Annotated in this window: 15 protein-coding genes; 9 read left to right on the forward strand and 6 right to left on the reverse strand. The window is 27.1% G+C overall.

The window, feature by feature from the left end; all coding sequences use genetic code 11:
• Positions 1 to 62: 62 nt before the first annotated feature.
• Both h2es_RS04195 and h2es_RS04200 read right to left on the reverse strand, forming a co-directional pair.
• On the reverse strand, positions 63 to 266 hold the full coding sequence (locus h2es_RS04195) for a hypothetical protein (RefSeq protein WP_126044941.1): 204 nt from the start codon (positions 264 to 266) through the stop codon (positions 63 to 65).
• Positions 267 to 420: 154 nt separating this feature from the next.
• Positions 421 to 1,167: a uracil-DNA glycosylase gene (locus tag h2es_RS04200; RefSeq protein WP_154511692.1), complete on the reverse strand. Its 747-nt coding sequence runs from the start codon at positions 1,165 to 1,167 to the stop codon at positions 421 to 423.
• An 81-nt stretch (positions 1,168 to 1,248) separates the two neighbouring features.
• Between h2es_RS04200 and rpmH the strand changes: the two genes are divergently transcribed.
• From rpmH to h2es_RS04240, 8 genes are read left to right on the forward strand one after another with little or no spacing between them, the layout of a single operon-like run.
• Entirely contained in the window at positions 1,249 to 1,389 is a 141-nt protein-coding gene (gene rpmH, locus h2es_RS04205; protein WP_126044943.1) for a 50S ribosomal protein L34, read from the forward strand.
• 18 nt (positions 1,390 to 1,407) lie between these two features.
• A complete protein-coding gene (gene rnpA, locus h2es_RS04210) occupies positions 1,408 to 1,785 on the forward strand; it encodes a ribonuclease P protein component (protein WP_154511694.1) in 378 nt (125 codons plus the stop codon).
• Entirely contained in the window at positions 1,766 to 2,029 is a 264-nt protein-coding gene (gene yidD / locus h2es_RS04215) for a membrane protein insertion efficiency factor YidD (protein WP_126044944.1), read from the forward strand. The genes rnpA and yidD overlap by 20 nt, the downstream gene beginning before the upstream one ends.
• Complete coding sequence (yidC, locus tag h2es_RS04220) at positions 2,022 to 3,680, forward strand: membrane protein insertase YidC (protein WP_154511696.1); 1,659 nt, start codon at positions 2,022 to 2,024, stop codon at positions 3,678 to 3,680. Before yidD ends, yidC begins: the two co-directional genes overlap by 8 nt.
• 21 nt (positions 3,681 to 3,701) lie before the next feature.
• On the forward strand, positions 3,702 to 4,778 hold the full coding sequence (gene mnmA / locus h2es_RS04225) for a tRNA 2-thiouridine(34) synthase MnmA (RefSeq protein ID WP_154511923.1): 1,077 nt from the start codon (positions 3,702 to 3,704) through the stop codon (positions 4,776 to 4,778).
• A 2-nt stretch (positions 4,779 to 4,780) separates the two neighbouring features.
• Positions 4,781 to 5,788: a tetraacyldisaccharide 4'-kinase gene (gene lpxK / locus h2es_RS04230; protein ID WP_154511699.1), complete on the forward strand. Its 1,008-nt coding sequence runs from the start codon at positions 4,781 to 4,783 to the stop codon at positions 5,786 to 5,788.
• A gap of 39 nt (positions 5,789 to 5,827) precedes the next feature.
• Positions 5,828 to 6,826 carry an NADH-quinone oxidoreductase subunit NuoH gene (gene nuoH, locus h2es_RS04235; protein WP_154511701.1) on the forward strand — a complete coding sequence of 333 codons (999 nt, stop codon included), beginning with the start codon at positions 5,828 to 5,830 and terminating at the stop codon, positions 6,824 to 6,826.
• A 5-nt stretch (positions 6,827 to 6,831) separates the two neighbouring features.
• Entirely contained in the window at positions 6,832 to 7,467 is a 636-nt protein-coding gene (locus h2es_RS04240) for an L-threonylcarbamoyladenylate synthase (RefSeq protein WP_162298366.1), read from the forward strand.
• Here the strand turns inward: h2es_RS04240 and h2es_RS04245 are convergent.
• The 4 genes from h2es_RS04245 to h2es_RS04260 form a co-directional block, all read right to left on the reverse strand.
• Positions 7,464 to 8,276: a class I SAM-dependent methyltransferase gene (locus tag h2es_RS04245; protein WP_154511703.1), complete on the reverse strand. Its 813-nt coding sequence runs from the start codon at positions 8,274 to 8,276 to the stop codon at positions 7,464 to 7,466. The genes h2es_RS04240 and h2es_RS04245 overlap by 4 nt on opposite strands.
• Positions 8,269 to 9,171 (reverse strand): polysaccharide deacetylase family protein, encoded by a 903-nt coding sequence (locus h2es_RS04250; protein WP_154511705.1) that lies wholly within the window; start codon positions 9,169 to 9,171, stop codon positions 8,269 to 8,271. Before h2es_RS04250 ends, h2es_RS04245 begins: the two co-directional genes overlap by 8 nt.
• A 147-nt stretch (positions 9,172 to 9,318) precedes the next feature.
• Complete coding sequence (ftsA, locus tag h2es_RS04255; protein ID WP_154511707.1) at positions 9,319 to 10,542, reverse strand: cell division protein FtsA; 1,224 nt, start codon at positions 10,540 to 10,542, stop codon at positions 9,319 to 9,321.
• Positions 10,539 to 11,267, reverse strand: a complete 729-nt coding sequence (locus tag h2es_RS04260; protein WP_154511709.1) for a cell division protein FtsQ/DivIB — start codon at positions 11,265 to 11,267, stop codon at positions 10,539 to 10,541. The genes ftsA and h2es_RS04260 overlap by 4 nt, the downstream gene beginning before the upstream one ends.
• A 179-nt stretch (positions 11,268 to 11,446) precedes the next feature.
• Here h2es_RS04260 and ispG point away from each other — a divergent pair, with 179 nt between their 5' ends.
• Complete coding sequence (gene ispG, locus h2es_RS04265) at positions 11,447 to 12,676, forward strand: flavodoxin-dependent (E)-4-hydroxy-3-methylbut-2-enyl-diphosphate synthase (protein ID WP_154511711.1); 1,230 nt, start codon at positions 11,447 to 11,449, stop codon at positions 12,674 to 12,676.
• Positions 12,677 to 12,936: the final 260 nt, after the last annotated feature.

Consider the following 12,936-nt stretch of genomic DNA (forward strand, 5'->3'; position numbering starts at 1 on the left):
AAATTTAAATTTATTTAATAAAATTAACTTTTATATCGTCTTAAAAAATCAATATTTATTAATTAGACCATTTTATAAGGAACTGGCCTACCTGAGTCATCCCTAATTAATTTGCCATCTTCAAATTTTGCAGCCATATAATTACCATGCCCTAACCTTTCGCCCACATACATTATAGGTTTTACAACTTTACCATCCAGTTGTTTTAGATCAGCAGCTTTACCCCTATTACTGACGTTGTTTTTTGAACCTTTTTTTCCAGCCATAAATAAATAATATTTTTGTATTTTGATACATTATATAAAAATTATGATGCTTTAGTCAATATTATTCTTAACAACAATTAACAAAGCTTAATCTCCATTAAACTATATAACTATAGCTCAACAACATTAGAGATGTTAAGAATATTATTACAAATTAAATTTTCTTATAAAAAGTATAAATTCTTTGAATATCCTGCCACATTGCTTTTTTTTGTGAAGGTTGTCTTAATAAATAGGATGGATGAAATATAACAAACGTATCAATGGATTTTTTCAGATACTGGTTACTATATTTAAAATTTTGCTTTCTAAGCTGCCCCATTGGCGTTTTTAAATCAAGCAAAGACTCAACTGCAGTACTACCTACTAATATAATAATCTTAGGATTAACAAGAGCTACATGTTTTTCTACAAAAGGCCTACAAACATCTATTTCATTTGTAGTAGGTCTTCTATTAGCTGGAGGTCTCCAAAAAATAGTATTTGTTATGTAATAATTCTTCCTATCTAACTTAATAGCTGCCAATATATTATCTAATAATTTGCCACTTTGGCCACAAAATGGTATTCCATACTTATCTTCATTTGCCCCTGGAGCTTCTCCTATTAACATTATGTCTGATTTTGGATTACCATCTGCAAAAACTGTATTAATAGCACCTTTTTTTATATCTAATTCATCAAAACTCTCAACTACTCTTCTTAATTCTTCAACTGTAGAACATTTGTCAGCCAGACTCTTAGATATATGCTTCATACTCTGTTTATTACTATTATACTTATCACCATTCTCTATTTCATCTTTTAAAACTTGTACTTTATCATGATTATTTTTTTCCAAAAAACAATCAATTCCTAATTCTACATACCAACTTAATAAAGCTTCTTTTGATTTATTCATATTTAAACATTATTTAATAATATTGACTTTACATTATAATTAAGTTAATGAATACTCTTCAATATATTAATAGTAATAAAGATGTCTACAAAAAGAACTTTTCAACCTAGTAATATTAAAAGAAAAAGAAGGCATGGCTTTAGATCTAGAATGGCTACAGTTGGTGGTAGAAAGATTATCAATAGCAGAAGAGCTAAAGGTAGAAAAATATTGTCAGCGTAAATTAAACTTACTTTATTGTTGAATTTAAAAAAAAATAAGATCACAAAGAGTTCTGTTTATAATGAGTTGCTCTTAAATTCTAATAAGGTAGTTGGGAAATACTTTGTGATAGTTTACAAAACTAATATAACCAAGCTGGATAAAAAAGAAGAATTAGTAAATTTAAATTTCGGTATTACAGCTAGCAAAAAAGTAGGCAATGCAGTTAAAAGAAATTGGTGCAAAAGAAGGATAAGGTTATTAGTAAATCAAATTAATATAAAAGATTTTACAAAGACATTCTACATCAATATAATAGCTAGAAAATTTATGATAGATAAAAGTTTTTCACTTCTAAAAAAGGATTTTGATTTTTGTATAAAAAAAATAACTAATTATGAAAAAAAATCTAACTAAACTTTTTAAAATAATTATTTTATTTTTTATATCTATATATCAAAACTTTATTTCTCCTTTAATACCACAATCATGTAGATATTACCCAAGCTGTTCAAATTATGCAAAAGATAGTTTAAAAATTCACGGATTACTTGGAATTTTGCTAATAATAAAAAGAATTTTAAAGTGCAATCCATTTTTCCTTGGAGGATATGATCCTGTACCTATAAAAAATAATAAAAAAAGAAAAAAATATGAATAATAATACCAGAACAATTATTGCTGCAGTTTTATCAATAACAATATTAATTTTATGGCAAATCTTTTTTCAAAAACCAGAAACCATAGATAAACATAACAAAAATTTAGAAATCCACAGTGATTTAAAAGATATGAACTTGATCAATAATGATTTTGTTCATAACAAAATTTCAATATCTAATAAATCTAAGGCTGGAAAGATTAAATTTAAAAATGATATGATTAGCGGTTCAATTAATTTAGTAGGAGCAAAAATTGATAACTTAATATTACTTGATTATAAGCAAACTGTTCAAAAAAATAGCAAAGATGTAGTTTTATTATCTCCAACCGGCACAAAAAATGTGTATTATGCAGAATTTGGATGGATTTCAAATAATAAGGATATTGAGTTACCGACTAATAAATCAATATGGACTTCAAATAAAAAACATTTAAACCCTAATGAAAGAATTACTCTATCATGGAAAAATAGTCAAGGAGCTGAATTTCTTATTACAATTCTACTTGACGAAAATTACATGTTTACTATAGAACAGAAAATATTAGGTTTAGATAATATAAAAATTAAACCTTATGCTGCAATCAGCAGAACTATCAATCCTGATAATCAAAGTCAAATGCTAATACATGAAGGAGCTATAGGTGTTTTTGATAATAAATTAGAAGAAATAAAATTTGAAGATCTAGATGATAAAAAATTAAAATTTTCTGATTCAGATAATGGCTGGTTTGGATTTTCAGATAAATACTGGTTAACTGCAATAATACCTGAAGATTCAACAACAATCTCAACAAAATTTTTAGGTTATAGAATTAACGAAGAACAAAGATATCAAACTGATGCAATAATAAACAATGATTCAGATGATAATTATAATAAAATTCATTTCTTTGCTGGAGCAAAAAAATTAAAATTATTAGATTATTATCAAAAAAAGTATAACATAAAGTTATTTGATAGGGCTGTAGATTTCGGAGTCCTTTATTTTATCACTAAACCAATCTTTATTGCCCTAAACTATCTTCATTCTTTGGTAGAAAATTTTGGTGTAGCTATCATATTACTGACTATTTTTATAAAAATACTTTTGTTCCCCTTAGCATATAAAGGCTTCAAAGGGATGAATAAGTTAAAAGATCTTCAACCTGAGATGACAAGACTAAAAAAATCTTGTGGAGATGATAGTGCTAAATTTCAAAAATCTATAGTAGAGCTTTATAAAAAAGAGAAAGTCAATCCTTTATCTGGTTGCTTACCAATTCTATTACAAATGCCAATATTTTTTGCACTATATAAAGTGCTTTACGTAACATTAGAAATGAGACATGCTAAATTTTATTTGTGGATAAAAGATTTATCAGCTGCTGATCCTACAAATATTTTTACTTTTTTTGGATTAATACCATGGAATACTCCAAGTTTTTTTCATATAGGTGTTTTGCCAATTATTATGGCATTAACCCTTTATTTTCAACAAATGTTAAATCCCCAACCAGCTGATCCAACTCAAGCTAAAGTAATGAAATTTTTACCCGTAATATTTTTATTTATGTTTGCATCATTTCCATCAGGGCTTGTGTTATATTGGTCATGCAGTAATATCTTATCTATTGCCCAACAAGTATTAATTAAAAGAATAACTAAATAAGTAGATAATGTGTCTTTAAAAATGAGAGATAAAGTAGTAGTAGCTATGTCAGGTGGAGTTGATAGCTCTACTGTTGCAGCAATACTTTATGAACAAAATTATGAAGTTATAGGTATTACGTTACAACTTTATGATGTGGGAGAAATGGCAGTTAAAAAAGGCGCTTGTTGTGCTGGACAAGATATTTATGATGCAAAAGTTGCTGCGGATAAAATTGGCATACCTCATTATGTATTAAATTACGAAAGCCTATTTAGTAAAAAGGTAATTGAAGATTTTGCTGAAAGTTATATAAAAGGTGAAACCCCTATACCATGTGTAAAATGTAATCAAAAAGTAAAATTTGAAGACTTATATAAAACTGCAAAAAATTTAGGAGCAAAAGCTTTAGCAACTGGACATTATGTTAGAAAAGCTAAAGTAAATAATGAACATATTCTTCTAAAAGGAGTTGATCAAAATAAAGATCAAAGTTACTTTTTATTTACTACAACTAAAAAACAACTTGATTTTTTAGAATTCCCTCTTGGAAGTTATACAAAAGATGAAACTAGAAAACTTGCAAAAAAATATAATTTAAATACATCTGACAAACCTGAAAGCCAAGATATATGCTTTGTACCAAATGGCAATTATTCTGAAATCATAAAAAAATTAAAACCAGAGTCATATGTAGAAGGGGAAATAGTTGATTTAAGTGGAAATAAATTGGGAATGCATAATGGTATAATAAATTTTACTATAGGACAACGTAAAGGCATTGGAATTTCAAGTGATAAACCTTTGTATGTAATAAAAATTGACCCAATAACTAATAAAGTTATAGTAGGAGAAAAAGAAGATTTAAAATCCACTAAACTTAAAATAAAAGAGCTAAATTGGTTATCTAATGATGAAGCTTTAGAAAAAGACATACCATGTTCAGTAAGGTTAAGGTCAAATCATAAAGAAATTAATGCTGAAGTTAAATACTTAGGTGGTGGCATAGCAGATGTAATTTTAGAATCTTCTTATTATGGAATAACACCTGGTCAAGCGTGTGTAATGTATGATAAAGATAGAGTTCTTGGTGGTGGCTGGATAATAAAAGAAGAATAAACATGAATCTCACTGATAAACTAGCAAACTATATACAAAACTCTTTGTGGTCTAAAGTTAGCTTAATCAATTACATGTTATTACCATTATCTATTCTTTATAGCTTAATTAGAAATTTAAGATATTACTTTTATCAAACACCAATTAAATTTAATAGTAAAATAATATGTGTTGGTAATTCTATTTCAGGTGGAGCAGGAAAAACACCTATTGTTATTAGATTAGCTGAATTACTATCTCAAAACACAAAATTAAAAATAGCTGTTGTGGCTAAAGGTTATAAAGGTAATCTAAGTAATAATAGCAATGCAATTAAAGTTAGTTTAAATAAACACACTTGCAAAGAAGTTGGGGATGAAGCACTATTGATTGCAAAGCACTTTCCTGTTTACATTTCTAACAAAAGAAAATTAGCAATAGAGCTTGCTCAAAAAGATGGAGCTGAGACTATTATATTAGATGACGGTTTTCAAAATAATTCTATCAATAAAGATATTTCTATTTTGGCAATTAATAATAGAATTTTTAATCATGATGCAAATAATTTGCTTATACCTGCTGGACCACTAAGAGAAAGTTTAAAAACAAGTATTAGAAAGGCAGACATAATTATAACTTCTGGTAAAAACACTGCCTTAAGAAAAAATTTCAATTTATCTGATAAGTTATTATTTTTTCAAAATACAATAATAAAAAATCCAGAAGAAATATCAGGGAAAAAATTTATTCTTTTATGTGGAATTGCACAACCAGAAAGGGTTGTAAAAACAGCTAAAAACTTAAAAGCAAATATACTAAAAAGTTATTTCTTTCCAGATCATTATAATTTTTCAAGCCAAGAGCTTGAAAGTTTATATAAGGAAGCTACAAAATTTCATTGCAATATATTAACTACAAAAAAAGATTTTGTTAGGATAGATAAAAAATTTCATAAACTTACTACAGTTATTGATTATGCGGTAGAAATTAATGATGAAAAGAAGTTAATAAAAAAAATATTAACCTTATAGAGTTTTATATGCTAAGTTTAAATAAAAATTTTTTGTAGAATGTTGGAATTTATATCAAACCTTTTAAGCGTTATATTGCCAATAATATTAAAGATTTTATTACTGCTAATACCGTTACTTCTGTCAGTTGCATACCTAACTTTAGCTGAAAGAAAGGTAATAGGCTGGATACAATTAAGGAAAGGTCCAAATAGGACAGGTTTTTTAGGTTTATTACAACCCATCGCAGACGCAGTAAAATTAATATTTAAAGAGCCAATAATACCAGCTGGTTCTGATAAAATTTTATTTTTACTTGCACCTATTATTACCTTTTCACTTGCTATGATCGGGTGGGCTACTATCCCCATTGATAATTTTGTCATAGCAAATTTGAATATTGGTGTCATGTATATTCTAGCAATATCATCTTTAGGAGTTTATGGGGTTATTATTGCAGGATGGGCTAGTAACTCTAAATATGCTTTTTTAGGAGCAATAAGATCAGCTGCTCAAATGGTATCATATGAAATTGCAATTGGTCTTTGTATAGTTTGTGTATTACTTACAACTGGCTCATTAAATTTAGTAGATATAATTAATGCCCAAAAAGAAATGCCTCTTTACATGGATTTATTACTCTTTCCTATGTTTATAGTATTTTTTATTTCCATATTAGCTGAAACAAATAGGCATCCTTTTGATTTACCTGAAGCAGAATCAGAATTAGTTGCTGGATATAATGTAGAGTATTCATCAATGCCATTTGCATTATTTTTTCTAGGAGAGTATGCAAATATGATATTAATGAGCTCATTTGCAGTTTTATTATTTATGGGAGGATGGTTACCTCCTTTTAAATTAGAGTTTTTGAATTTTATTCCTGGCTTTATTTGGTTTATATTGAAGGTCATGTTCTGTCTCTTTATTTTTATATGGGTTAGAGCTTCAATTCCAAGATTTAGGTATGACCAGTTAATGAGATTGGGATGGAAAGTGTTCTTACCATTTACTTTAGTTTGGGTTATCATAATTGCTACTGTCGTGGTGTACTCATAAATTTTATGAAGAATAAATCAGTAATACTTTCACAAGATAATCTAGAAGAAATATATAGCGCATTCAATCAAGGCAAGATTATTTGCATTCCTACTGATACAATTTATGCACTATCATGCGATGCAACAAATATAGAAGCAATACAAAAAATTTATACACTAAAACATAGACCTCTAGATAAAACCTTACCCATGTTTATGTCCAATACAAAAATGGCTAGCTTATATGCTAATTTTTATAAGAAAGAATTAAGTCTAGCAAATAAATTCTGGCCAGGGGCTCTAACCTTAGTATCTAGGATTAAAAATACTCATAAAAATCTTCCTAATCTTTTAAAGAATAATCAAAAAATTGCTATTAGAGTTCCAAAAAACAAATTAATACAATCTATTTGCCAATCTATAAATAAACCAATTATTGCAACAAGTGCAAATATTTCTAATCAAAAAAATATTAACTCTTTAGATGAAATTATTAAAGAGTTTCAAAATAAAGTAAATTTCATTATCAAAGACAATAAAGAATTAAGTGATAATTGTTTAACTGCTTCAACCATTATTGAATTTACTAATAATGAAAAATATAAAATACTTAGGAAAGGAAGAATTCCTAAAATTCAGTTAGAAAGAATTCTAAGCTAATGATTTGATTTCTTTTTTCCTATACATTGAAAAACACTTCCTGGACTTTGTATTATTTCTTTTTTCTTTGCAATTGTTTTCATTTCTTGAATCATTCCCTCTATTTCTCCCTCTCTTAATAAATTTTGGCTAATAAAGTGATTCTTCTCTTCTATCAAAGACAGTAATAACAATGTTTTTTGATCATAGGAATTGCATAAAGGCACACACTTTTTGACATATGAAATATCAATATCCAATAAATTCATTTCATAATATAATTTTTTACCAAAAGCATAATCTAACTTCAATATATTGCTGATTTTCTTTAATAGTGTTTTGTATTTATCAATTGCATTTGAAGTGGGGTAATTAAAAATATCCTCATAACTATGCTCTTCACAAGCGATAGTGCTTTTTTCTTTTATAAAACTTAACATGTTTTTTAACGCTATAATTGGATTATGCAGATGTATAAGCACAAACCTACAATACACTACATCATAATCACTATTACCAATATACTCTTCTATATCCGCTACTACATAGTCCACATTATTAATTCCTTTAGACTCTAATATATTTTTTGTTAAGGAGGTTTGCTCAGGACTAATATCTACACATAATATACGACCATCCTTTCCTATTTTTTTATATATTTGCTCTATACCTGAACCAGAACCACAACCTATTACAGCTACTTTCATTCCTTTTTGAAAATTTATCTCTTGAAATAATTTAGTCGTATATTCCCCATAAATTTTTTCTAATATACTCAATCTATGCTCTGTTTCAGAGCCTGTATTTAGTATGTAGTTTCTATTATTCATATTTTATTTCATCTTCTAAATTTAAAAACTTTAAATTAGTATCCTTAATAAATTTGTAAAGTTCCTCTAGAGCTTTTCTTTCTTCGTTACCATTACCGTGAATTAAAATAATATCACCTTTTTCTATATTTTCATCTTTTTTCATTTTAGAAATCCAAGCACGTGCACCTAATTGTACTAAACCATATTTTTTTAATACTTCAACAAATTTTTCATCCGAAATTAATCCAGGGAATCTAAAAAATATTGAAGGTACTTCTCCATGCTCAATTAGAATTCTTTCTATATCTAAAATTTCAGATTGAACAACTGTATCTGATAAGAGTAAGAAATTGTTCTCCATATCTACGTCTTTATAATATCTATGTGTAAAACTATGATTTACCCATGTAATAATGAAATCATCTTCCTTAAGAGATTGTAACCAAATGAAATCCTCTTTATTCTGTATAATCCATAATCCACTTATTGCTATCGATATATGTACTTTGTTTAACTTAGATTTTTCTTTTAGTTTAACAAATAAATTCTTTTCTATTTTATTAATTGAAGGACACATATCTATTGAAATAAAGACTCCTTCTGATTTATTAATGCTTTTTAGACCTTGGTTATCTTTAATATTATTTTCTATAATATTATATTGATTTAGAATTTGATGGTATCTACTACTTGAGAAATCTCTGAACTCAAAATATCTTCCTTCTTTATCATTCTTCCTCGGGTAACAATTTTTAGCTTTTGCTAATTTTGTATTTAAATTTTCTATATCAACTAATAACAAATAATCTATTCCTTCGTAATCAAAAGACCTTATAGCAACATGTATACTTCCATCATATAAACATAACAAAGGAGATATTATTCTATAATTATGTATTATTTTTTTTATCACCCTTTTTTATCCAAATATAGCTAATTCCTTGTAATTTAATTACAGCTTCGCTCGTCGTTCATGTGGGGTTACCACATTTCGATCCTCTCTCAACGTACTTCAATTAAAGTTATTTAGCTATAGTTATTTTAGATATATAAACTATCTCTAAAAATTTTCTTTAAGCCATGTCCAAGTTGATTTGAACATGCCTTGCTTGTCCTCTAATAAATTTTTTTTATGATGGTTCATATCACTAATACATTTTATCATACCTATAGGTACAGCAAAACCAGTTTTTAAGAATTCATCAGGTATACCTTGTTGATTGTTTGGAATCCCAATTCTTGTTTTTACATTAAAGACCTCTTCAATTAACTCTTTCATACCTAAAGATTGAGCACATCCACCAGTAAATACTATCTTATTAACCAATTCCATCATATCATTATCTTCTAATTTAACTTTTAATAATGTTAAAATCTCCCTCATTCTAGCAATAATCACATCATTTAATTCATTTTGATCAATAAAATAATCTTGATCATTTAGCGTATCGGCATCAATTTTAATATTATTGCTTAATGAACTACTTCCTAATTGAATCATTGAACCATTAGTACTTTTTATTTTTTCAGCTATACTCATTTCTAAGTTAAATACTTTTGCTAAATCTTTTGTGATATTAATACCACCAAATGGCACACCATCAGTAAAGATAATTTTATCATTAAAAAATAATGATATAGTTGAAGACCCACCATTAATTTCAATTAGCGCACAACCAAATTCCATTTCTTCACTTTTTAAACATGCAATTCCTGAAGCATACCCACTAGATATATATCCTTCAATCTTTAACTGACATAACTCAAGGCATTTAGCGATGTTCACAATATAATTTATTGGAACACTTATAATATGAAAAAACCCTGTAAGTTTATTACCATATAAACCTAGAGGGTGAAAAATTCCTCTATTACCATCTAATATATATTCATATGGAAAAGTATGAACTATTTCAACTTCTTGTTTATTAAATCTCCCAAGAACTTTAAATAATATTTTATTTAAATCTTTAACAGTAACTTCTTGATTAGATAGCAAAACATCCGCTGAACTTCTTTCAGAAATAAGATATGAAGAGTTTAAACTAACATATACACTTCTTACTGTTATAGAAGCCATTTTTTCTGCAATCTCAACAGCTTTAACTATAGAATTTCTTGCTGACTCTAAATCAACTACCATACCTGATTTTACACCAAATGAAGCAGTTTGAGATACTCCTAACACTTCATAATTATCTGCATAAATCTTCTTAATAATAAAGCAACTTATTTTAGCACTCCCTATATCTAAAATAGTAATTATATTTTTGCCTTTAATCATATATTATTTTTTAATTTTAAAAAAATTTTTTTAGGATATAGCCTTAAGTCTATTATAGCAATTCTGTCTTTATATTTAAATCTCTTTAAGACTTCTTCTGACTTTTTAAGAGCAATATCAATATTCTTTTCAGGCAATTTTATCACAACATCATTTTCAATATATACATCCCATCTCCTATTACCAATGTAATGTAAACTTTTAGTTTCATTATATAATGAAAATTGTTTAAATAAATCAAGAAATATTTTTAATTTATTGTGAAAATTTTGTCCAAAAATTATGACATGATTTTTATACTTTTTTAAATCTGAAATCTTCAATATTTCATTACCTTCATCATCAACTAATATAGGTAAATTTTGATTCCACCATATAGCAAAAGGTTTTCTTTCTATAATATTAATTTTTATTATTCCAGAATAGTTAATACTTACATTAGCTTCTTTTATTTCATTTAATTCAAGTAACCTATACCTAATATTATCAGGTGATATATCATATAATTTTTGACCTATTTTTATATTGATATAACCTATTAAAAATTGTTCAGATAGCAAATAATTACCAGAAATATCTATCTTCTTTAACTCACCAAATTTACTAAAATTATTGTATGCAAAATCTTTTATTAATACTAAATAACCCTTATTTTTTAGGTAATAATATGGTAACAATATTATTACTAGTAAAATAAAAAGTTTTAGAATAAATCTTCTTATCATTATGTTTTAAAAATAATACAGACGCTAATATAACAATATTATAGCTTTATTACTATATGTTTTAAATTTTTTAAAAAAACATAAATTTGCACTTTTATTAAAAAGCTAAGTGTTATACTATATCAACACACAAGGCTTCAATAAATGGTTAATTATAAACAATAATATAAAAATTTTTAATGGTAGGACTTCAAAAAATAATAAGAAAATCAACACTTGAGGTAAAGGTAGGAAATATATTAATAGGAGGTAAAAACCCTATTGTAGTACAATCGATGACTAATACACCGACACAAAACATTAAAGCTACCATTACTCAAATTATCGAGTTACATAATGCTGGTTCAGAAATTGTTAGAGTCACAGTAAATGATATTGAGGCTGCAAGAGCGATACCAAAAATAATAAACGAATTAGATAGGAAAAATCTAAATATACCAGTAGTTGGATGCTTTCATTATAATGGGCATACTTTATTGTCAGAAATTCTTGATTGCGCTAAATTACTTGCAAAATATAGAATTAACCCAGGCAATGTGGGTTTTAAAAATAAGCGTGATAAAAATTTTGAAAAAATTATTGAGCTTGCAATAAAAAATAAAAAGCCAATCAGAATTGGGGTTAATTGGGGTAGTTTAGACCAGTATTTGTTGGCAGATTTAATGGATAAAAATGCTAAATTAAACTTGCCAAAATCTGCCGATTACATCATGAGAAAAGCAATTATAGAGTCAGCACTTCAAAGTGCAAAGAAAGCCGAAGAAATTGGTTTAGATAGCAATAAAATTATATTATCTGCAAAGCTTTCAAAAGTGCAAGACCTTATATCTGTATATAGAGAATTATCAAAGAAATGTAACTACCCTTTGCACCTAGGATTAACCGAAGCTGGAATTGGAATTAAAGGAGTCACAGCCACCACAGCTGCTTTATCTACATTGTTACAAGAGGGGATTGGAGATACAATTAGAGCATCGCTCACACCTAAAGTAGGCGAATCTAGAACTACAGAAGTAAAATTATGTCAAGAAATCTTACAATCCTTAGAAATCAGAGATTTTGCTCCACAAATTTCAGCATGCCCAGGATGTGGAAGAACTTCAAGCACATATTTTCAACAACTCGCTCAAGATATTCAAAAATATATAGATGAAAATATGATCTATTGGAAAAATAAATATAAAAACGTAGAATCACTTAAAATTGCCGTTATGGGTTGTATAGTTAACGGCCCAGGGGAAAGTAAACACGCAGATATAGGGATAAGCTTACCAGGTGATGGAGAAAATCCTGTAGCAGTAGTTTATACAGATAGTAAAAAAACTAACACTCTAAGAGGCAACAATATCACACAAGAATTCATCAAATTAGTCGATAATTATATTACTCAAAAATTTACTAATAAATAATAATTAAACTACTATTGATCACCAAATATATTGACTTCTAGGTATAAAAATTTATAGCATAGTGGCATAAAGTTATATACAAAACTTAAACCAAGTGAGGAGGGTGAGATGATAATGGATAATTCATAACACATCTATCTTAATAACTTGTAGATTATGCAGGATTAGCTTCTAGAAGCTAATAAGATAGAATACAAAATCAAAATATATCAAAGAATTCATACTACTTATTAAACATTAATACTAAAAGTAAGTGGTGT

Source organism: Rickettsiales endosymbiont of Trichoplax sp. H2 (assembly GCF_009690945.1).
Classification (GTDB): domain Bacteria; phylum Pseudomonadota; class Alphaproteobacteria; order Rickettsiales; family Midichloriaceae; genus Aquirickettsia; species Aquirickettsia rohweri.

Bases quoted from the DNA above. Each gene is read 5' to 3' on its own strand.
- h2es_RS04195 (WP_126044941.1), bottom strand. From the start codon at position 266: ATGGCTGGAAAAAAAGGTTCAAAAAACAACGTCAGTAATAGGGGTAAA.
- h2es_RS04200 (WP_154511692.1), bottom strand. From the start codon at position 1,167: ATGAATAAATCAAAAGAAGCTTTATTAAGTTGGTATGTAGAATTAGGA.
- rpmH (WP_126044943.1), top strand. From the start codon at position 1,249: ATGTCTACAAAAAGAACTTTTCAACCTAGTAATATTAAAAGAAAAAGA.
- yidD (WP_126044944.1), top strand. From the start codon at position 1,766: ATGAAAAAAAATCTAACTAAACTTTTTAAAATAATTATTTTATTTTTT.
- yidC (WP_154511696.1), top strand. From the start codon at position 2,022: ATGAATAATAATACCAGAACAATTATTGCTGCAGTTTTATCAATAACA.
- mnmA (WP_154511923.1), top strand. From the start codon at position 3,702: ATGAGAGATAAAGTAGTAGTAGCTATGTCAGGTGGAGTTGATAGCTCT.
- lpxK (WP_154511699.1), top strand. From the start codon at position 4,781: ATGAATCTCACTGATAAACTAGCAAACTATATACAAAACTCTTTGTGG.
- nuoH (WP_154511701.1), top strand. From the start codon at position 5,828: ATGTTGGAATTTATATCAAACCTTTTAAGCGTTATATTGCCAATAATA.
- h2es_RS04240 (WP_162298366.1), top strand. From the start codon at position 6,832: ATGAAGAATAAATCAGTAATACTTTCACAAGATAATCTAGAAGAAATA.
- h2es_RS04245 (WP_154511703.1), bottom strand. From the start codon at position 8,276: ATGAATAATAGAAACTACATACTAAATACAGGCTCTGAAACAGAGCAT.
- ftsA (WP_154511707.1), bottom strand. From the start codon at position 10,542: ATGATTAAAGGCAAAAATATAATTACTATTTTAGATATAGGGAGTGCT.
- h2es_RS04260 (WP_154511709.1), bottom strand. From the start codon at position 11,267: ATGATAAGAAGATTTATTCTAAAACTTTTTATTTTACTAGTAATAATA.
- ispG (WP_154511711.1), top strand. From the start codon at position 11,447: ATGGTAGGACTTCAAAAAATAATAAGAAAATCAACACTTGAGGTAAAG.